Genomic DNA, 19,170 nt, shown 5'->3' on the forward strand with positions numbered 1-19,170 from the left:
GTCGGACGCCAATGCCGGTGGATACCGTGCGGTACGAGATATAGCGTCTGTATGTGGCTTCAGTGAATGCTCTTCTCGGACGACGGCCAGAACCGAGGGAGAGCGGTTACGCAGCGCACCGGTCGGGTGTCGAGCAGTTGCTTCGCAGCTATCGCGCAATTCCGACCGATGCGACGGTGCGTCTGGCGAAGAAGACGTCCAACCTGTTCCGGGCCAGGACGACCACCACCACGCCGGGGCTCGACGTCTCGGGCCTGAGCAAGGTCATCACCGTCGATCCCGCCACGCGCACAGCCGATGTCGCCGGCATGTGCACCTACGAGGACCTGGTCGACGCGACGCTTCCCTACGGTCTCGCGCCCCTCGTCGTCCCGCAGCTCAAGACGATCACTCTCGGTGGAGCCGTCACCGGCCTCGGTATCGAGTCGACGTCGTTCCGTAGTGGACTCCCGCACGAATCGGTGCTCGAGATCGACGTCCTCACCGGCAGCGGCGAGATCGTCACCGCGACACCGGAGGGCGAACACGCAGATCTCTACTGGGGCTTTCCCAACTCGTACGGCACCCTGGGCTACTCCACTCGGCTGCGGATTCAGCTCGAACCCGTGCTGCCGTATGTCGCGTTGCGCCACCTACGATTTCACGATCTCGACACTCTCCAGTCCACGATGGACACCATCGTCGAGCAGCGCGAGTACGACGGCATCGAGGTCCAATACCTCGACGGTGTGGTCTTCGGCGCCGACGAAAGCTACCTCACCCTCGGCGTCCAGACCGACGAACCGGGGCCGGTCAGCGACTACACCGGTGCCGACATCTTCTACCGCTCGATCCAGCATGCGTCGGACACACCGAAGACCGACCGCCTCACCATTCACGACTACCTGTGGCGCTGGGACACCGACTGGTTCTGGTGCTCCCGCGCATTCGGAACACAGAACCCGAGAATCCGGCGCTTCTGGCCGCGTAAGTACCGGCGCAGCAGTTTCTACTGGAAGCTCATCGGCCTCGATCGCAAGTACGACATTGCCGACCGACTCGAGAAGCGCAAGGGAAATCCGCCGCGCGAACGCGTCGTGCAGGATGTCGAGGTTCCGATCGAACACACCGCAGGCTTCGTGGCGTGGTTCCTCGACAACATCCCGATCGAGCCGTTGTGGTTGTGCCCGTTGCGACTTCGTGAGCCGGCAGCGCCGGGCGCGAATCCGGCTCGGCCGTGGCCGCTGTATCCACTCGAACCGAAACGCACCTACGTCAACATCGGCTTCTGGTCTTCGGTCCCGATCGTTTCGGGCGAACCCGAGGGTGCCGCTAACCGCGCCATCGAGAAGAAAGTGACCGAGTTCGACGGGCATAAATCGCTGTACTCGGATGCTTATTACACCGAGGACGAATTCGCCGTGCTGTACGGCGGCGAGAGATACATCCAGCTGAAGAAGAAATACGATCCCGAATCCCGATTGTTGGATTTGTACTCGAAGGCGGTGCAACGCAGATGACGACGTTCAAGGACTCCGGCAATCGCACGGTGAACGGTGCCCAGAAGCTCAAGATCTCCGAGATTCTGGAGCTGATCTCCGACGGCAACATCCCACTGCGCTTCACCGCATACGACGGCAGCACCGCAGGACCCGAGGACGCGAGAATCGGCCTCAACCTCAAGAGCCCTCGCGGAACCACCTATCTCGCAACCGCTCCCGGCGATCTGGGCATGGCGCGCGCATACGTCTCCGGCGATCTCGAGGCTACGGGCGTCCATCCCGGTGACCCCTACGAGTTGCTGGCACTGATGGGCGACGAGCTGCACTTCCGTCGCCCCTCGGCAATGACATTGACCTCGATCGCCCGTTCACTCGGCTGGGATGTGTTGCGGCCCATCGCTCCCCCGCCCCAGGAAGCAATTCCGCGGTGGCGTCGCATCGCAGAAGGTCTGCGTCACTCCAAGACTCGCGATGCAGAAGCGATCCACCACCACTACGACGTGTCCAACGCCTTCTACGAGAAGGTGCTCGGCCCCTCGATGACGTACACCTGCGCGGCGTTCGAGGCCGCCGATCAGTCTCTGGAGGCTGCTCAGGAGAACAAGTACCGCCTGGTGTTCGACAAGCTCGGCCTGCAGCCGGGTGATCGCCTGCTGGACATCGGCTGCGGCTGGGGCTCGATGGTGCGCTACGCCGCTCGCCGCGGCGTCCGGGTCATCGGCGTGACGCTCTCGCAGGAGCAGGCGTCGTGGGCGCAGAAGGCCATCGCCGACGAGGGGCTCTCCGATCTCGCCGAGGTGCGCTTCTCGGACTACCGCGACGTGCCCGAGACCAACTTCGACGCCATCTCCTCCATCGGTCTGACCGAGCACATCGGCGTGCACAACTACCCGTCGTATTTCACGTTCATCCAGTCCAAGCTGCGGGACGGCGGTCGGCTGCTCAACCACTCGATCACCCGGCCGGACAATCGCGCGCACGCCAAGGCGGGCAGCTTCATCGACCGGTACGTCTTCCCGGACGGCGAACTCACCGGCTCGGGCCGCATCATCACCGAGATCCAGGATGTCGGACTCGAGGTTCGTCACGAGGAGAATCTCCGCGAGCACTACGCCCTGACCCTCGCCGGATGGTGCCGGAACCTCGTCGAGAACTGGGATGCCTGCGTGGCCGAGGCCGGTGAGGGAACGGCCCGCGTCTGGGGCCTCTACATGGCCGGCAGCCGTCTGGGATTCGAGCGCAATGTGGTTCAGCTGCACCAGGTTCTGGCGGTCAAACTCGGACCGAAGGGGCAGGCGGACGTCCCCCTGCGGCCCTGGTGGAACGGCTGACGCTTGTGAGCGTCAGCGACCCGTCGCCCGCAGGATGACCCGCGCGGTCTCGGTCGGCTGATCCCAGTGCGGGAAGTGTCCGCATTTGTCGAACCAGTGCAGGGTGGCGTCGGGGAATCGCTCCAACGCCACCTGTGCCTGGCTGGGCGTCGTCACCTTGTCCTGACGGCCCCAGCCGATGAGCAGTGGGCCCTGCAACGACCCCTTCGCTGCACCCATCTGCTTCGGCCCGTGGATCAAGGCTTTGCGTGCGGCGTCGAGCGACGGTGACGTCGTGGAGGAGAAGCCCTCGAGCTCCTGTTCGACCAGAGCTCTCGGAAGTTTCCACGGCGCAGCCGAGAACTGAGCCAGCGCAGCCGTTCTGGTGACCGGGTTACCGGCCAGGAACGGCACGAGCGGCTGCACGTTCTTCATCAGTGCCAACGACGCGGTGATCGTGGCTCCGAAGATCTTGACCTGGCGGTCGTTCCAGAAGCCGCCCGGATCGAGTGCCACCATCGAGCCTCGGTGACCGCGGCGGGCCAGTTCGACGACCATGCGCGCACCCATGGAGCTACCGACGAGGTCGGCGTCGGAGAGACCTTCGTTGTCGAGGAACTCCCTCAGGGCGTCGGTCAACGACGCGATGGAGACCTCGGGCAGCGGCGGAGTCTTCCCGAACCCGGGCAGGTCGAGGGCGATGACCTCACGATGCTTGGCGAGGGCGGGGACGATCGGGTCCCAATTCCCGTGAGAGGACCCGAGCCCGTGGACGAGGACGATCGGGGTTCCGCTTCCGGTTCTGACACTGTGCATAACCGCGTAGTACCCCGAGCGCACCGATCTACACCTTCGGGCTGTAGTGCGAGGGGTCCGACCGCCGCTCCACGGGCGGCAGATTGCGGGCCGGTGTGTGCACCAACGGTGCCGTTCTCGGGGTTCGGCCCTTGACGCGGTCCCATCCGGCGCGGCCCCGCGGATGCAGTCGCCGTCGTGGTGGCACCAACCCGAACACGAGGTTGACCGCCTTGCCGAACAGCGCCAGGCGCTTCTCGTCCTGTTCGGACCAGCTGTAGCCGAGGAGCGTGCGTACCGGCTCGTCGTAGAGCCCGACGGTGATCCAGACGAACAGGCTCGCCACCGGACGCCGGCACAAGGCCCAGATGGGTTCGGGCAGCCAGGATGCGTACGGCGGTGGTCCCAGCTTCGACAGGTCGAGCACCCCGCGCGCGGCCATGTTGTCCTCCAACACGGTGCTGCACATGTGTTCCCAGTACTTCTGGAACTCGGGCCAGGTGGCGGGCACCGACCGCATGCTCATTCCGTAGAGGCGGTACCACTGCACGTGCTCGTCGAACAGCTGTACCTTCTGGGCCTCGGTCAGTCCGCCCATGAAGTGGTCTGCCGTGAGCACCGTCCCCATGAAGAAGGTGGCGTGCGCCCAGTAGAACGTGTCGGGATCGAGTGCGTGGTACTTGCGGCCTCGGGCGTCGATTCCCTTGATGTTCGTGTGATAACCGCGGACCTGCAGTGCGGTCTCCTCGGCGCGATCGCCGTCGAACACGACCCCGCCGATGGGGTACAGCGATCGGTACAGCCGCTGCCAGCGCTCGTCGAAGAATGTGGAGTGCTGCTCCACCCCGGCTCCGAGCCCGGGGTGCATGTTCTGCATCGACCCCGCCCAGACGCCCTGCAGCATCCCCCGCCAGTCGCCGAAGTACTTCCAGGTGAGTGAATCGGGACCGAGCGGGACGGGTCGATCGGACTGACTACGCATGTTGTCAGACTAGAGTTGACAACATGCGTAGTCAACAGTTGGAGGAACGCAGATCCAAGCGGTACGACGCGCTGCTCGCGGCCGGGGTCGAGCTGCTCGGCTCCCCGGACGGACCTGCCGTCAACGTGCGCGCCGTCTGCCGTACCGCCGGACTGACCGAACGGTATTTCTACGAGAGCTTCTCCGACCGCGATACCTTCGTCCGGGCCGTGTACGCCTGGGTGGGCACAAGAGCGCAGAAGGCCTTGCTCGACGCCGTGATGCAGGCGAACACCGCCGAGGACACCATCGCGGCGCCGGTGCGCGCATTCGTCGAACTCATCATCGACGAACCGAAAACGGGGCGGGTGTTGCTCATCGCGCCGTTGGCCGAACCGGCACTCAGCCGCCGCGGACTCGACTTGCTACCGGGCTTCGTCGAACTGGTGCACGCCCAACTCCCCGACTCCACCGATCGACAGCTGATCGCCGTCGGAACCGTCGGGGCACTGACCGCCCTGTTCATCGGCTATCTCGACGGCACGGTCACCGTCACCCGCGAAGCCCTCGTGGCGCACTGCATTCGGCTGATTTCCGAAGCCTCCGTGCGAGGATGACTGCACCTCTAACCGAAGGAGTTCTTCATGTCCGATCTCGACCAGTCGTTCGCCGACGCGCAGGTAGACGTCAAGAAGCTCACGTCCAAGCCGAGCAACGAAGAACTACTGAGCCTGTACTCGCTCTACAAGCAGGGTTCGATCGGTGACGCCTCGGGTAAGCGGCCCGGACGACTGGACATGGTGAACCGCGCGAAGTTCGATGCCTGGGCGAAGCTCGAAGGTACGAGCCAGGATTCGGCGAAGCAGCAGTACGTGGATCTGGTGACCAAGCTCCTCGCCGGCTGAGCCTACGGCTATGGTCGAGTGCGGGGGTAACGCAACGAAGGGACCCGCATGAGACGCACCGACAGCGACGTCGACGAGGCCGAGCTCGACATCGAGAAGCCGAAGACCCACGCGGCAGGCCCCGTCGCCGTCGCAGTGTCGATGAAGCGGGCACTCGGGCACATGGGCCCGAAGCGCACCGCGCAGACGCTCCTCAAGCTCAACCAGGCCGAGGGTTTCGACTGCATGAGCTGCGCCTGGCCCGATCCGGATCCGGGCCACCGGCACGCGGCGGAATTCTGCGAGAACGGCGCGAAGGCGGTTGCCGAGGAGGCGACGACGACGCGAGCGACGCCGGAGTTCTTCGCGCAACACAGCATTGCCGAACTCGACGCACATACCGAGCACTGGCTGGGCCAGCAGGGCCGGATCACGCACCCGATGATCAAGCTGCCCGGCGGCAGCCACTACGAGCCCATCGAGTGGGACGACGCGTTCCGCCTGATCGGCGACGAGCTGAAGTCCCTCGCCAGTCCCGACGAGGCCATCTTCTACACCTCGGGTCGCGCCTCCAACGAGTCCGCGTTCACGTATCAGTTGTTCGCTCGGTCGTTCGGCACCAACAACATGCCCGACTGCTCCAACATGTGTCACGAGTCGACGTCCATCGCTCTGCAGGAGTCGATCGGCATCGGTAAGGCCAGTGTCACGCTCGACGACGTCCACAACGCCGAGCTGATCATCCTGGCAGGCCAGAACCCCGGCACCAATCACCCGCGTATGCTCTCGGCCCTCGAGCTGGCGAAGCAGAACGGCGCAAAGATTCTGTCCATCAACCCACTTCGCGAAGCGGGTCTGCTCAACTTCAAGAATCCACAGACTCCGCGCGGCATGGTGGGACCGGGAACGGACCTGTCGAATCTGCATCTGCCGATCAAGCTCAACGGCGACCTCGCACTCTTCCAGGCCATCGGCTCGCTGCTGGTGAAGTGGGACGCGCTCGATCACGAGTTCCTCGACACCTACACCGTCGGTTTCGACGCGTGGAAGGCGCACGTCGCCGAGGTCGACTGGGATCTCGTCACCGAGGTGACCGGATTGTCGGTAGCGCAGATCACCGAGGCCGCCGAGATGCTGCGCGACTCCAAGGCCACCGTGTTCTGCTGGGCAATGGGCCTGACGCAGCACCGCAACGCCGTCGCCACCATCAAGGAAGTCACCAATCTCGCGTTCGCGCAAGGCAACATCGGTAAGGCAGGTGCGGGTCTGCTGCCGGTTCGTGGCCACTCGAACGTGCAGGGCGACCGCACGATGGGCATCTGGGAACGCCCTCCGGTGAAGTTCCTCGACGCGATGGCCGCGGAGTTCGACTTCGAGCCGCCGCGCGAGCACGGCTTGGACACCGTCGATTCCATCCGGGCCATGCGCGACGGCAAGGCGCACTTCTTCCTCGGACTCGGCGGAAACTTCGTCCAGGCAACTCCGGACAGTGACGTCACCTTCGAGGCGCTGCGCAAGATGCGGATGACGGTGCAGATCTCCACCAAGATCAACCGTTCGCACCTGGTCTGCGGCGAGACCGCACTGATTCTGCCGACCCTGGGCCGCACCGAGAAGGACGTGCAAGCCAGTGGCGAGCAGTGGATCTCGGTCGAGGACTCCACCTGCTCGGTGCACTCCTCACGCGGACCGCTGAAGCCCGCGAGCGAATTCCTTCGTTCCGAGGTCGCCATCGTCAGCGGTATCGCCGAGGCGACCCTCGGTGACCGATACGGTCTCGACTGGAAGGGTTTCCGCGACGACTACCGCAACATCCGCAAGCACATCTCCCGCGTCGTCGCCGGTTGCGAGGGCTACGAGGTCAATGTTCGACGCCCCGGTGGCTTCGTTCTTCCACACCCCCCGCGCGACAGTCGGACGTTCGAAACCAAGAGCGGCCGTGGTGAATTCGCGGTGTCACCGATCGACGTGCTGCAGGTTCCGCCGGGCCATCTGATTCTGCAGACCCTGCGCAGCCACGATCAGTTCAACACGACCATCTACGGCCTCAGCGATCGGTACCGCGGCATCGAGAACGGCCGACGCGTCATCTTCGTGCACCGAGAAGACATCTCGACGCTCGGTTTCCGCGACGGCGACATGGTCGATCTCGTCACCAAGTGGGACGACGACGACGTGGAACGGTGCGCGCCGTCGTTCCGCATCGTCGAGTACGACACCCCGCGCGGGTCGGCTGCTGCGTACTACCCCGAGACCAATCCGTTGATCCCGCTGGATTCGACTGCGCTGCAGAGCAACTGCCCCACCTCGAAGTCGGTGATCATCTCGATGGTTCCGGCCGGGACGGGTGTGCAGGGAACAGCGAACGGCCATCAGGACAACGAGGGCTCGGACGAGGGTCACAAGTCGCACCCGCAGCCGCATCACCTGAGCTGAGGCTCGAACTAGACCAGCGCCCGCCCCGAACGCATCCGACGCTCGACATCGCGCAGCAGGATGTTGAACGGCAGTGCTCGCACGACAGGCGGCAACACTCGGTTGAGCAGGGACGCGCTGCGCAGCAGTAGCGCAAACCGTCTCTGCTTGACCGGGTCCCAGGGCAATTCCATCTCGTCCCGGAATCGCTGGGGTAGGAATCCGGTGGTCACGAAGCGAAAGAACGGCCCGATCAGCGGATGCAATGCTGCGGGTCTGGCGAACGTGGCCGAGGCGATGCCGTACAGGTAACGCCTGATCGTCGGGTCGATGTGAATGTCGTCCAGCGCTGCTTCCCAGTACTTCTCGAACGCCGCTCGATCTGCGGGCCACATCTCGGGCGGCATCTGCAGCGTCGAGCCGAGTACGTGGCACGCCTGGTACATCTCGTCTGCAACGGCCGGATCGGGTAGCCCGTACAGCGCAACGTACACATCCTCGAAACCGCGGTAGAGGCACGCCGCCACCCACAGCTGCAGGTTGGGATCGAAGGCGTTGTACTTCACCGGACTGTCGGCCGTCGACCGCACGGCCGCATGGGATCTGTTGGTCGCCTTGCGGTATGCGGCCTTGGTCTTGTCGTCGCCCATACCCGCGACGGCGAGGTAGGACAACGTGGTTCGGGTGCGCTTGATCGGGTGCCGGTTGATCTGTCCGGATTCCACGCGGCTCTCGAACACTCCGTACCCGACGGCGGGGTGCCCGAGTTGCATGATGACGTTCGCCGACCCCGCGAGCAGGCCGAACCCGGTCATGGACTTGCGCAGAAAGTCGGTGTCGACAGTCATGATGCAATCGATTCCTTCACTGTCAGCAATCTGAGTACGTCTGTGTTCAGATCAAGCTAGGCGTGGATGCCGAGGGATGTCAAGATGTATCCATGCCCGATTCACCCCGCACCTACGGCGGCGTCGACGGTTCGGCGCGAGTCGCCGAGCGTCGGCGCATCCTCATCGAGACCGGCCTCGATCTGCTCGGAACAGCGAAGCCCGACTTGACCGTTCGCGGGGTATGCCGCCGGGCCGGCGTCGTCAGCCGCTACTTCTACGAGAGCTTCGCAGACCGGGACGCGCTGATGGTGGCGGTGTACGACCACGTCGTCGACGATGTCGCGGCCATCGCGCTCGACGCGGTCGCCGCAGCACCGAAGGACGACCGCGAACGGGTACACGCCGGGATCCGTGCGATCGTGCGCGCTGTCGCCGAAGACCCACGCCGCGGGTTCCTCCTCTTCTCCGCCACGACGGTCGGCGACATCCTGGTAGCCAAACGAGCCGAGTCGACGAAGATGTTCGCCCATCTGCTGGCCACTCAGGCCACCGAGTTCTACGGCACGACAAGGGATCACGATCTCGACCTGACAACCCATTTCGTCGTCGGCGGATTCGCTCAGGTCCTCACCGCGTGGCTCGGCGGAGAACTGGAACTGAGCGAGGACGCCGTTGTCGACCGGTGCACCGAACTGTTGTTGGCCACCTCACCGGTGAAACCACCTCACCCGTGAAGCCCGTGAACCAATGTCGCACCGACGAGGAACTGCGTGCACATCAGGTCTGCGACACCGTCGGCGTCCCGTCGACGAAATGCCTCGATCAGTTCCTCGTGGCTGCTGAGCGCATGCTCGCACCACTGCCGGTTCGACGCGTACATTCGGGCCGGCGTGTATCTGACGGCACCCAACAGAAACCACGCCAGCTTGGCTCCACCGGCGACTTTGTTGATGTACCTGTGGAATTCGAACTCACAGGATTCGATGCCGTCGAGGTCGCGTCGGAACACCGCATCACGTAGCCGGTCGTTCAGCGCGCGCACCGCGTCGATCTGTTCGTCGGTGATGACGTGGGCCGCGCGGCGGGCAAGTGTGCCCGCAATCGTGCCCTGCAACCAGAAGATGTCGTCGATGTCCTGCTGCGTCAGTTCGCTGACGCGGTAGCCGCGCCGAGGTACCAGCTCCACCAGTCCTTCACCGCGGAGAGACACCAGCGCTTCACGCACCGGTGTCGCGCTCACACCCAGCTCGGTGGCCGTTTCGTCGATTCGCACGAATGCACCCGGCTCGAGCGCACCCGTGACGATCTGCTGGCGAATACTTGCGGCGACATCCTCCGAGAGCTGCGGGCGACGACGCAACACGATGACCTAGAGTCCGTACGTCTTGCCGATGATGTCACGCTGAATCTCGTTGGTACCGCCGTAGATCGAGGACACGAGAGTCGTCCGAACGTGCTTTTCCATGTCGAACTCGGTGGCGTAACCGTAGCCGCCCATCATCTGCATGCCTTCGAGTGCCACCTTCTTCGCGGTCTCGGTGAGCTTGAGCTTGGCCATCGAGGCCTCGCGGGGGAACAGCTTCGTCGGGTTCTCGTCGACCAACCGAGCCACGTGGTAGACCAGCAGCCGTCCGCACTCGATCTCGGTGGCCAGATCGGCAATTCGATGCCGCAGTGCTTGGAACGTCCCGACGGGCCTGCCGAATTGCTTTCGTTGGGTGATGAAGTCGAGTGTGTCGTCGAACGCTCGTTGCGCGGTACCGAGCATCATCGCCGCGAGAATGAGGCGCTCGATGTTCAGACCGGTCATCAGCTGCGACCATCCTTGCCCTTCCACCCCGACCACCGCGTCCTCGGGAAGCACGCAGTCGGTGAAGTACAGGTCGTTGACTTCCTTTCCACCCATCGTGTCGATGCCGACGATGTTCAGGCCCTCGATATCGGCCGGGACGTCGAACATCGTCAGACCCTCGTGCTTGCCACCTTCTCTGCCCGTACGTGCGACGAGCAGGATCCGATCGGCGAAATGCGCATTCGAGCACCAGGTCTTCTGGCCGTTGATCAGCCAACCGGAGTCGGTCTTCTCGGCACGGCAGGTCAGATTTCCCACATCCGAGCCGGCCTCGGGCTCGGACATCGAGATCGAGTAGCTGCGCCCGGCGACGATGCCGCCGAGAACAGTGTCCTTCTGCGCGGGCGTGCCGAACTTCTCGTACGCCGCGCCGGTGATCAAGGTGGGTCCGATACCGCCGATGGGGGCCATGGCCTTGGCTGATTCTTCGAGGAGGATGCACAGGTCGACGGTGCTGCCGCCTGCCCCACCGTGGTCCTCCGAGATGATCGCTCCCAACCAGCCCAGGTCGGCCATCTTGTCGTAGAGCGCTTGGTTGTGGGTGTGCTTGCCGTGTTCGGTGAGGGCATCCCGTTGGGACCTGGTGCCCGCCTCTTTGGCACAGAATGACGCGACGGCCTGCGCGAACGCAGTCTGTTCCTGGGTGAGATCGATACTCATGGATCGGCTCCTGCACATCGGGGCAACGGGGGGTTGTAGCAACCGGAAGCGACGCATAGTGTGTCCTGGACAACATTGAATCACATCAAATATATGTGATGCGATCTGCTGGAGGATAGAGCCCGTGACGGACCAGATCGAACGAACGAACGAGAGCACCTTCGAAAGCCTCGACCCCAGAACAGGTGTCGCACTCGCCGCGTATCCGATCGCGGGCCCCGCAGAGGTCGACGCCGCCGTCGCTCGCGCCCGGTCGGCCGCGCGTTGGTGGGATGTGCAGGGCTTCGTCGGACGCAAACGGTGGCTGCTCGAATTCAAGTCCGCCATCGCCAGGGACGCCGCGAGTCTCGCTGCCGTAATCGCCGCCGAAACCGGCAAGCCCGACGAGGACTCGATACTCGAAGTGATGATGGGCGTCGAACACATCGATTGGGCGGCCCGCAATGCCGAGAAGATCCTCCGGCAGCGCAAGGTCGGCTCCGGGCTCATCTCGGTGAACCAGAAGGCGTACGTCGGCTACCGCCCGTTCGGCGTCGTCGGGGTGATCGGTCCCTGGAACTACCCCCTGTACACCCCGATGGGCTCCATCGCCTACGCACTGGCCGCCGGAAACACCGTGGTCTTCAAGCCCAGCGAACTCACGCCGGGGGTCGGGGTGTGGTTGGCCGAGAAATGGGCGTCGCTCGCCGCCCCGCACCCGGTGTTCCAGACGGTGACCGGCGACGGCTCCACCGGCTCGGCGCTGTGCGAATCCACCGTCGACAAGATTGCCTTCACCGGCTCGACCGCCACGGCCAAGAAGGTCATGGCCACGTGCGCGAAGACGTTGACTCCCCTGGTCGCCGAGTGTGGCGGCAAGGACGCCATGCTCGTCGATGCCGACGCCGACATCGCTGCCGCAGTGGAGTTCGCAACGTTCGGCGCGATGGGCAACGCCGGGCAGACGTGCGCCGGTGTGGAACGCATCTACGTCGCCGAACCTGCGTACGACCGGTTCGTCACCGAGTTCACCGCCGCGGTACGGGCATTGAAGCCCGGCGGCGTGGGAACCTCGTCGTACGGCCCGATGACGATGGCCAAGCAGAGCGACATCGTGCGCGGCCAGATCGAGGACGCGTTGGCCAAGGGCGGCAAGGCCGTGCTCGGCGGACTCGACTCGCTCCACGGCCCCTACATCGACCCCGTCATCCTCACCGACGTGCCGGAGGATTCCACGGCGATCACCGAGGAGACCTTCGGTCCGACGGTGGTGGTGAACAAGGTTCGCGATCTCGAGGAGGGCATCGAGCGGGCCAACGCCTCCGCCTACGGACTCGGTGCGTCGGTGTTCACCAAGGACACCGCGGTGGGTCGACGCGCCGCCGAGAAGCTCGATTGCGGTGTGGTCACGGTCAATTCGGTCCTCGGCTTCGCCGGCATCCCGGCACTGCCCTTCGGCGGCACCGGCGACTCGGGATTCGGCCGCATCCACGGCGCCGACGGCTTGCGAGAGTTCAGCACCGTCAAATCGCTTGCGGTGCAGAGCTTCGCATCTCCGCTCAACCTGCTGACGATGAAGCGGAAGGCACGGGACATGAAGATCTCGACGCTGGTGCTCAAGCTTCGGCACGGACGGAGCTGACCATGGACATCACGCCGAAGAAGGGGCGCTTCGGCTGGCTCCGGCGTATCGAGGAACTCGACCCGGTGCGGGACTGCCACACGATCCATCGCATCACCGCCGGCTACGAGTTCCCGTGGGACTACCAGCGTGCACTCGAATTCGCGTTGTTCCGTACCTACTGCGTGCCGACCATCTCGGCGCTGTTGGCCGAGACCGGCGAATTCGAGAAACGACCGCAGAAGCGCTACGACGACACCTCGCTGCTGATGGCCGAACTGCTCGAGCACGGATACGACTCCGAGCGGGGGCGCGAGTCGCTTCGGATGGTCAACCGAATGCACGGAAAGTACGACATCTCGAACGACGACATGCTCTACGTGTTGACGACGTTCATCTACGAGCCGATCGAGTGGATCGACACCTACGGATGGCGTCGCCTGCACCCCAAGGAACGACTCGCCACGTTCCACTTCTACTGCGAAGTGGGAAAACGAATGGGCATCAAGAACATTCCCGAGTCGTACACCGAGCTCGCGCAGTTCAAGCTCGACTACGAGGAGCGCACGTTCCGCTTCACCGAGGACAATCGACGGATCGGCACGTACACCCTCGATCTGTACTGCTCCTGGTACCCCGCTGCGCTGACCCCTGCAGTGAAGCAGGCAGTCTTCGCGCTGTTGGACGATCGGATGGCCGGTGCCTTCGGCTTCCCGTCGGGCTCGGCGACGGTCGAGCGGGCCGCCGTGCGTGGCCTTCGCGCCAGGGCCCGCGTGGAGCGGTTCCTACCCAAGCGGACGCACTCGCGGGCCACCGCCGACGCGTCGAACAAGACCTACCCCGGCTACCCCGTCGGCTACCGCCCTCGGGATCTGGGAGCTACCACCTGCCCGTACACCGCCGATTCGGCAGCACCGGTCAGGGCCACTCCAGCACCGGCTTGACGGTGTCTCCGCGGCGGTGGTCGCCGAGAGCGGAGTCGATCCGGTCGTACGGATAGCGGGTGATCAGCCGATCGACGGGGAGCGCCCCCGCGGAGTACATCTCGGCGAGTGCCGGGATGAACTGCTGCGGGACGGCGTCCCCCTCGAGGCATCCGCGAATCCCCCTGCCGCTCAACACCGTATCCAGCAGATCCAGCTGCAACACACCGCGGCCGAGAGCCACGATCGCCAGCGTGCCGCCCTTGCCGAGAGCGGCCATCGCGTCACCGATCACCTCTGCGTTGCCGGTGGTGTCGAGTGCGTGCGTCGCGCCTCCGTCGGTCGCGTCCGACAACTCGGCGCGCGCATCCTCCGACGCCGGATCGATCACCACGTGTGCACCGAGACTCGACGCCAATTCTCTTCTGGCGCTCGATCTCTCCACCGCGATCACGCGGGCGCCGGTGGTGATCGCCGCGAGCACGGCCGCCATCCCCACCCCACCTGCTCCGTGCACCACCACAGTGTCCCCCGACCGAGGCTTCAGGACGTTCAGCACCGCCCCGGCACCGGTCTGCACGCTGCACCCCAGCGGAGCGGCAACAGCGAGGTCGATATCCCGATCGACGACGACGGTGTTGTCCTGGCGGGTCAGCGCGAACTCGGAGAAGCTCGACTGCCCGAAGAATCCGTCCAGCACCGGAGCGCCGGTACTCGTGACGGCGCGGGACGTGCCGTCCGCGCGTGCACCGAACTGGTTCAGAGCGTGGCCGTCCACGCAGTAGGCCGGCCGTCCCTGCCGACAGTTGCCGCACACACCGCAGTGCCGGAACGTCAGCACCACATGGTCGCCCGGATCGATCCCGCGGACCGACCGGCCCACCGACTCGACCACGCCTGCACCCTCGTGCCCGAGCAGTACCGGCCTCTCGGCCGAACCTGCCCGTCGCGCAACGAGATCGGTATGACAGATCCCGGTCGCGTTCATCCGGACCAGGATCTCGTTGTCGCGGGGTTCGTCGATGTCGATGTTCTCGACGGTGAAGGACTCGGCTGGATCACGCGAGAGCAGTGCCCGCGCGGCGATCATCGGTCGCGCTCCAACACGAAGTAGAAGTGCTCGCCGCGAGAGAGCACGAGCTCCGGTTTGCCGTTCATGATGCCCATCAGCCTGCGGTCGTCGATCTGCTTGAAGTGATCGAAGACGGCTTTGCCGTCGTACACCATGGTGGCGGTGACCTCGCCCCGGAACTCGATGTTCCACAGCGATGCCTCCCCCGACCCCATCTCTACGTTGGAGAACAGCGAGCCGTCGTCGGCGCGGCAGATCAACGGTTGCGCCTCGGTGACGGAGATGAAGTTCTTTCCGTGCCACTTGCTGGCGGGCAGTGCCCGACACAGTCCGTGGCCGGTCTGGAACGCGGCACCGGTCCAGCTTCCGAGGATGTCCTCGGCGCGTACGGGGGCGAGCTGCGACCAGAGTTCGTCGAGTTCCGCTGCCGAGACACCCGAGGTCCGTGCCAGCAATTCGTCTGTACGCGTGATCGTTTCACGATCGGTCATAGCTGTTCTCCGTTTCACATCGGGTGGATTCATCCCAGAAGTACCGCTGTCATCGTCTGTTGCACCCTGGCCATGGTTCGGTCGGAGCGCTCGAACCGCACCGTGCGACCGACATCGAAGACCAACCCGAGAGCGGCGTGGATCAGAAATTTTGAGACCACCACGCTCGTGTTCGGCCGTGCCTCACGCAGTAATTGCGCCCAGCCGTCGATGTTGTGGCGCTGGATCCGGCGCAGTGCGGTCCGCCGATCGGCCGGAATGTTCCCGATCTCGGCGAAGTACACGGCCACCAGTTCGCCCTGCCGGAAGGTCAATTCGGTGTACAGCCTGGCGAAGGTCCGCACCGCGTCGACCGGGGAATTCGAGTGCTCGAGCGCACCGGCGAGGGTGTCGGTGAGCTGGACGTTGGCACGGTGCAACGCAGCCTCGAGCAGCTCGGCCTTGCTGGGGAAGTAGCGGTAGACACTGGAGGCGGTGATCGACGCTGCTGCGCCGATGTCGTCCAGGCCCACCTCGTGGTAGCCGTGCAGATAAAAAAGCCGAATCGAATGATGCAGCAGCTCTTCGCGTTTCGATGCATGCTCCAGCACCGATTCGTGGTGGGGAGATTCACTGCCCTGCTGCGGAAGATCGGTCCGCAGTATCGACCGTGCGGCAGCGAGCATCGACTCCTCGATCTGTTTGGCCGACAACGCCGATCGATGCGCGGTGATGCTGGCGACCGCACTGATCGACGCGGTGGCCAGCATGGCTGCGTCGGCCTCGGACAGATCGGGGCGAAGCTGTCGCAGCGGATTCGTCACGCGCTCGTGCAGCGTTGCCATCGACCGGCGCAGGGCGCGCCGATCGTCCCCCACCAAGTAGCGCCCTTCCCACCGATACAGTCCACCGGTTCGACGGTTGTCGATGGTGGTTCGGATGACGGCACCGATGACCGCGTCGAGCCGGTCCTCCGGATCCTCTCGAGTGATGACCGCAGGATCGGTTGCCGCGAGCAATGAATCGGCCAATCGCAGGACTGCACTGGCGAACAGTGCGTACTTGGTCGGAAAATGCCGGTACAGCGCGGGACCCGAGATCCCGACCGTGGCCGCTATCTCCTCGATGCCGACAGGGTGGTAGCCGCGTTCACTGAACGCCTCTGCCGCCGCTGTCAGAATCTGCGCTTTGCGATTTCGTGGTCGACGGCGTTGCGTCGCTGCACCTGTGTCAGTCATGACCTGTCCTCGTACCGACGGGACCGAACCCGACGTTCGTTCCCCATCGTAGCGGTAGCTCGAACACGAACGATCCGTTCGACGGATTTCTCTGAAACACTGACAATCAGTCGATTTGATGCGCTAAGTTAGCCGCAATTCGCAACTGGGTAGCACCGACGGCCGACAGGAGTTCATAGTGACGAACGGCCTGCACTGCACGTCGGCCGCTGGAATCCTCTCGCTGCGCATCGACCGGCCCCACCGGATGAACGCTCTCGACGGCCCCACCGCCGAGGCCCTGATCGACGCACTGACCACGGCCGCGTCCGACCCTGCGGTGCGAGTGGTGATCGTGACGGGCACCGGTTCCGCCTTCAGCACCGGTGCCGACATCGCCGAAATGGCTGCTGCCGAGCCGTCTTCCGACGCACAGGCCGACGCCGAGGAGACGATGCGGGTAGCCGCGGCCCTGGTACGTGCGGTGCTCGACGTGCCGATGCCGGTGATAGCACAGGTCAACGGCATCGCAGCGGGGATCGGGGTGTCGATCGCGCTGGCCGCGGATCTCGTCTACGCGGCCGAGGACGCCCAATTCCTCCTGCCGTTCACGTCGCTCGGCCTGATGCCCGACGGTGGTAGCACCCTGTTGGTCCCGGCCGCGATCGGACGCGCACGCGCAGGCGCGATGGCTCTGCTCGGTGAGCCGATGAGCGCGGCGGATGCCGCCCGTTGCGGGCTCATCACCGCGGCAGTTGCTCCCCAGGCCCTCGACGAGCATGTTCGCACGATCGCACGCACGCTCTCCCGCGGTCCGCGTCGCGCACTGGAGTTGACCAAGCGGGCTCTGACGGCATCGACGCTGGCAATGCTCGACGACGCACTCGAGAGGGAGACCGCCGGGCAGGTCGAACTGCTGACGGCACCGGAATTCGCGCAGGGACTCGACGCCGTGCTGAACCACCGACAGCCTCGTTCCCGACGCGAATCTCCATAAACTTACTGTCTGAATGACCTGCAGAAATGCACTCCACAAACCACAGACAAACCACCGCTCCCCAGGTAAGCTGCACCACACTCGACCCCCCGCCTCACGGCTCAGAGAGGAACCGGCGATGGCCGCTCACACGGACTCGACTGCACGCACGATTCACACCGACGAACCCCAGCTCTCCAACCGAAGCAACTGGAACAACCATGTTCGACGGCACGCAACGATGCAGCCGACGAACGTGGCCCTGCGGTTTCAGGGGCGATCGATCACCTGGCGCGAACTGGACGATCGAGTGGCGAGGTTCGCGGGAGCGCTGAAGGAACGCGGGGTCGGCTTCGGCGACCGAGTACTGATCGTGATGCTCAATCGACCCGAGTACCTCGAAGCAGTCCTGGCCATCAACGCACTGGGCGCTCTGGCCGTCCCGGTCAACTTCCGGATGACTCCACCCGAAGTCGCGTTTCTCGCCCTGAACAGCGGATCCACCATCGTGATCACCGACGAGACTCTCACACCACTCGTCGACGCGGTTGTGGGACAGGCCGATTCACCACCGATCGTCATCACCGTCGGCGAATCCTACGAGCGCCTGCTCGCCGAAAGCGAACCCGCAGCGGCAGTCGACGTGCCCGACGACGCGTCCGCCCTGATCATGTACACCTCGGGCACCACCGGACGACCCAAGGGTGCCGTTCTCACCCACGCGAACATGCAGGCCCAGGCGTTCACCTGCATTCGCGCACTGCAGATGAGCGAGACCGACGAGGTCGGATTCTGCGCCTCCCCGATGTTCCACATCGCGGCACTGGGCAGCCTCGCCCCGAGCCTGCTGCTCGGCATCACCACCGTGATCTACCCGGTGGGCGCTTTCGACCCCGGCACTCTGCTCGATGTCCTGGCCGCAGAACGCGTCACCAACCTGTTTCTCGTACCGGTGCAATGGCAGGCCATGTGCGCCGAGCAGTCTCGCAGCCCCAGAAAGCTTGCGCTCCGGGTGATTTCCTGGGGTGCGGCACCTGCGTCGGACACCGTACTGAAGGCCATGTCGGCAACGTTCCCCGATACGCTGAACGTCGCCGTGTTCGGCCAGACCGAGATGTCACCCATCACCTGTGTCCTCGACGGCTCGGATGCACTGCGCAAGATCGGATCCGTCGGACGCGTGATCCCGACCATCGCGGCCCGAGTGGTGGACGACGAGATGAACGATGTAGCTCAGGGCGAGATCGGCGAAATCGTCTACCGGGGGCCGACATTGATGCGCGGCTACTGGGAGAACCCCGATGCCACGGCCGATGCCTTCCACGGCGGCTGGTTCCACTCCGGCGATCTGGTGAGGCAGGACGAGGAAGGCTTCGTCTTCGTCGTCGACCGGAAGAAGGACATGATCATCTCGGGCGGCGAGAACATCTACTGCGCGGAGGTCGAGAACGTACTGTTCTCGCACCCGAGAATTCTCGAGGCCGCCGTGATCGGGCGCCTCGACGACAAGTGGGGCGAGGTACCGGTCGCCATTGTCGCACTTCACAATTCCCAGAACGCGCCCGATCTCACGCTCGACGAGTTGACGGTGTGGCTCGGTGATCACCTGGCCCGGTTCAAGCACCCCAAGGATCTGGTGATCGTCGATGCGTTGCCGCGCAACGCCAGCGGCAAGGTTCTGAAGGTCTCGCTCAGGAAATCCTATTCGCCGACGCCGGCCTGAC

General features: G+C 64.5%; 18 protein-coding genes. 10 read left to right on the forward strand and 8 right to left on the reverse strand.

The features are described from left to right. The first annotated feature begins 53 nt into the window (after nucleotides 1–53). Both ABZ677_RS13105 and ABZ677_RS13110 read left to right on the forward strand, forming a co-directional pair. A complete protein-coding gene (locus ABZ677_RS13105) occupies nucleotides 54–1,499 on the forward strand; it encodes an FAD-binding oxidoreductase (RefSeq protein ID WP_170945876.1) in 1,446 nt (481 codons plus the stop codon). After that, the gene (locus ABZ677_RS13110) at nucleotides 1,496–2,812 is read left to right on the forward strand and encodes a class I SAM-dependent methyltransferase (RefSeq protein WP_037187809.1); all 1,317 of its coding nucleotides are present in this window, start codon (nucleotides 1,496–1,498) and stop codon (nucleotides 2,810–2,812) included. Before ABZ677_RS13105 ends, ABZ677_RS13110 begins: the two co-directional genes overlap by 4 nt. Nucleotides 2,813–2,824: 12 nt before the next feature. Here ABZ677_RS13110 and ABZ677_RS13115 read toward each other — a convergent pair whose 3' ends face one another. Both ABZ677_RS13115 and ABZ677_RS13120 read right to left on the reverse strand, forming a co-directional pair. Continuing rightward, nucleotides 2,825–3,607, reverse strand: coding sequence for an alpha/beta fold hydrolase (locus ABZ677_RS13115; RefSeq protein ID WP_358369903.1), 783 nt, complete (start codon nucleotides 3,605–3,607; stop codon nucleotides 2,825–2,827). Nucleotides 3,608–3,635: 28 nt separating this feature from the next. Then, complete coding sequence (locus tag ABZ677_RS13120) at nucleotides 3,636–4,568, reverse strand: oxygenase MpaB family protein (protein WP_358369905.1); 933 nt, start codon at nucleotides 4,566–4,568, stop codon at nucleotides 3,636–3,638. Between the two features lie 23 nt (nucleotides 4,569–4,591). Here ABZ677_RS13120 and ABZ677_RS13125 point away from each other — a divergent pair, with 23 nt between their 5' ends. Genes ABZ677_RS13125 through ABZ677_RS13135 form a run of 3 tightly spaced genes read left to right on the forward strand, consistent with a single transcriptional unit; the run spans nucleotide 4,592 to nucleotide 7,867 of the window. After that, complete coding sequence (locus ABZ677_RS13125; protein WP_358369907.1) at nucleotides 4,592–5,164, forward strand: TetR/AcrR family transcriptional regulator; 573 nt, start codon at nucleotides 4,592–4,594, stop codon at nucleotides 5,162–5,164. Between the two features lie 27 nt (nucleotides 5,165–5,191). Beyond that, nucleotides 5,192–5,452 carry an acyl-CoA-binding protein gene (locus ABZ677_RS13130; protein ID WP_358369910.1) on the forward strand — a complete coding sequence of 87 codons (261 nt, stop codon included), beginning with the start codon at nucleotides 5,192–5,194 and terminating at the stop codon, nucleotides 5,450–5,452. Nucleotides 5,453–5,500: 48 nt separating this feature from the next. Continuing rightward, nucleotides 5,501–7,867, forward strand: coding sequence for an FdhF/YdeP family oxidoreductase (locus tag ABZ677_RS13135; RefSeq protein ID WP_037187805.1), 2,367 nt, complete (start codon nucleotides 5,501–5,503; stop codon nucleotides 7,865–7,867). A gap of 8 nt (nucleotides 7,868–7,875) precedes the next feature. Here ABZ677_RS13135 and ABZ677_RS13140 read toward each other — a convergent pair whose 3' ends face one another. Further along, the gene (locus ABZ677_RS13140; RefSeq protein WP_358369913.1) at nucleotides 7,876–8,694 is read right to left on the reverse strand and encodes an oxygenase MpaB family protein; all 819 of its coding nucleotides are present in this window, start codon (nucleotides 8,692–8,694) and stop codon (nucleotides 7,876–7,878) included. A 92-nt stretch (nucleotides 8,695–8,786) separates the two neighbouring features. Between ABZ677_RS13140 and ABZ677_RS13145 the strand changes: the two genes are divergently transcribed. Further along, nucleotides 8,787–9,410: a TetR/AcrR family transcriptional regulator gene (locus ABZ677_RS13145; protein ID WP_037187797.1), complete on the forward strand. Its 624-nt coding sequence runs from the start codon at nucleotides 8,787–8,789 to the stop codon at nucleotides 9,408–9,410. On the opposite strand, the gene ABZ677_RS13150 is transcribed toward ABZ677_RS13145, so the two are convergent. Then, a complete protein-coding gene (locus ABZ677_RS13150) occupies nucleotides 9,401–10,039 on the reverse strand; it encodes a GntR family transcriptional regulator (RefSeq protein WP_037187795.1) in 639 nt (212 codons plus the stop codon). The two genes, ABZ677_RS13145 and ABZ677_RS13150, sit on opposite strands and share 10 nt — an antisense overlap. Nucleotides 10,040–10,045: 6 nt before the next feature. Next, nucleotides 10,046–11,188: an acyl-CoA dehydrogenase family protein gene (locus ABZ677_RS13155; RefSeq protein WP_037187793.1), complete on the reverse strand. Its 1,143-nt coding sequence runs from the start codon at nucleotides 11,186–11,188 to the stop codon at nucleotides 10,046–10,048. 124 nt (nucleotides 11,189–11,312) lie between these two features. Between ABZ677_RS13155 and ABZ677_RS13160 the strand changes: the two genes are divergently transcribed. After that, the gene (locus ABZ677_RS13160) at nucleotides 11,313–12,809 is read left to right on the forward strand and encodes an aldehyde dehydrogenase family protein (protein WP_358369917.1); all 1,497 of its coding nucleotides are present in this window, start codon (nucleotides 11,313–11,315) and stop codon (nucleotides 12,807–12,809) included. Between the two features lie 2 nt (nucleotides 12,810–12,811). After that, nucleotides 12,812–13,732: an oxygenase MpaB family protein gene (locus ABZ677_RS13165; protein ID WP_037187789.1), complete on the forward strand. Its 921-nt coding sequence runs from the start codon at nucleotides 12,812–12,814 to the stop codon at nucleotides 13,730–13,732. Here the strand turns inward: ABZ677_RS13165 and ABZ677_RS13170 are convergent. Genes ABZ677_RS13170 through ABZ677_RS13180 form a run of 3 tightly spaced genes read right to left on the reverse strand, consistent with a single transcriptional unit; the run spans nucleotide 13,707 to nucleotide 16,491 of the window. Next, complete coding sequence (locus ABZ677_RS13170; RefSeq protein WP_358370268.1) at nucleotides 13,707–14,798, reverse strand: NAD(P)-dependent alcohol dehydrogenase; 1,092 nt, start codon at nucleotides 14,796–14,798, stop codon at nucleotides 13,707–13,709. The genes ABZ677_RS13165 and ABZ677_RS13170 overlap by 26 nt on opposite strands. Continuing rightward, on the reverse strand, nucleotides 14,798–15,274 hold the full coding sequence (locus ABZ677_RS13175) for a DUF4334 domain-containing protein (protein WP_358369920.1): 477 nt from the start codon (nucleotides 15,272–15,274) through the stop codon (nucleotides 14,798–14,800). Before ABZ677_RS13175 ends, ABZ677_RS13170 begins: the two co-directional genes overlap by 1 nt. 29 nt (nucleotides 15,275–15,303) lie before the next feature. Next, the gene (locus tag ABZ677_RS13180) at nucleotides 15,304–16,491 is read right to left on the reverse strand and encodes a TetR/AcrR family transcriptional regulator (protein ID WP_358369923.1); all 1,188 of its coding nucleotides are present in this window, start codon (nucleotides 16,489–16,491) and stop codon (nucleotides 15,304–15,306) included. Between the two features lie 178 nt (nucleotides 16,492–16,669). Here ABZ677_RS13180 and ABZ677_RS13185 point away from each other — a divergent pair, with 178 nt between their 5' ends. Together ABZ677_RS13185 and fadD5 are read left to right on the forward strand one after the other, a co-directional pair. Beyond that, nucleotides 16,670–17,467 (forward strand): enoyl-CoA hydratase-related protein, encoded by a 798-nt coding sequence (locus ABZ677_RS13185; RefSeq protein ID WP_358369926.1) that lies wholly within the window; start codon nucleotides 16,670–16,672, stop codon nucleotides 17,465–17,467. A 118-nt stretch (nucleotides 17,468–17,585) separates the two neighbouring features. Continuing rightward, nucleotides 17,586–19,169 (forward strand): fatty-acid--CoA ligase FadD5, encoded by a 1,584-nt coding sequence (fadD5, locus tag ABZ677_RS13190; protein ID WP_358369928.1) that lies wholly within the window; start codon nucleotides 17,586–17,588, stop codon nucleotides 19,167–19,169. Nucleotide 19,170: the final 1 nt, after the last annotated feature.

The organism is Rhodococcus sp. NPDC006774 (assembly GCF_040636045.1).
GTDB lineage: Bacteria > Actinomycetota > Actinomycetes > Mycobacteriales > Mycobacteriaceae > Rhodococcoides.

What these genes read in the sequence shown, in the direction of transcription:
- ABZ677_RS13110 (WP_037187809.1), top strand. Translation starts at nt 1,496, where the DNA reads ATGACGACGTTCAAGGACTCCGGCAATCGCACGGTGAACGGTGCCCAG.
- ABZ677_RS13115 (WP_358369903.1), bottom strand. Translation starts at nt 3,607, where the DNA reads ATGCACAGTGTCAGAACCGGAAGCGGAACCCCGATCGTCCTCGTCCAC.
- ABZ677_RS13120 (WP_358369905.1), bottom strand. Translation starts at nt 4,568, where the DNA reads ATGCGTAGTCAGTCCGATCGACCCGTCCCGCTCGGTCCCGATTCACTC.
- ABZ677_RS13125 (WP_358369907.1), top strand. Translation starts at nt 4,592, where the DNA reads ATGCGTAGTCAACAGTTGGAGGAACGCAGATCCAAGCGGTACGACGCG.
- ABZ677_RS13130 (WP_358369910.1), top strand. Translation starts at nt 5,192, where the DNA reads ATGTCCGATCTCGACCAGTCGTTCGCCGACGCGCAGGTAGACGTCAAG.
- ABZ677_RS13135 (WP_037187805.1), top strand. Translation starts at nt 5,501, where the DNA reads ATGAGACGCACCGACAGCGACGTCGACGAGGCCGAGCTCGACATCGAG.
- ABZ677_RS13140 (WP_358369913.1), bottom strand. Translation starts at nt 8,694, where the DNA reads ATGACTGTCGACACCGACTTTCTGCGCAAGTCCATGACCGGGTTCGGC.
- ABZ677_RS13145 (WP_037187797.1), top strand. Translation starts at nt 8,787, where the DNA reads ATGCCCGATTCACCCCGCACCTACGGCGGCGTCGACGGTTCGGCGCGA.
- ABZ677_RS13155 (WP_037187793.1), bottom strand. Translation starts at nt 11,188, where the DNA reads ATGAGTATCGATCTCACCCAGGAACAGACTGCGTTCGCGCAGGCCGTC.
- ABZ677_RS13165 (WP_037187789.1), top strand. Translation starts at nt 12,812, where the DNA reads ATGGACATCACGCCGAAGAAGGGGCGCTTCGGCTGGCTCCGGCGTATC.
- ABZ677_RS13175 (WP_358369920.1), bottom strand. Translation starts at nt 15,274, where the DNA reads ATGACCGATCGTGAAACGATCACGCGTACAGACGAATTGCTGGCACGG.
- ABZ677_RS13180 (WP_358369923.1), bottom strand. Translation starts at nt 16,491, where the DNA reads ATGACTGACACAGGTGCAGCGACGCAACGCCGTCGACCACGAAATCGC.
- fadD5 (WP_358369928.1), top strand. Translation starts at nt 17,586, where the DNA reads ATGGCCGCTCACACGGACTCGACTGCACGCACGATTCACACCGACGAA.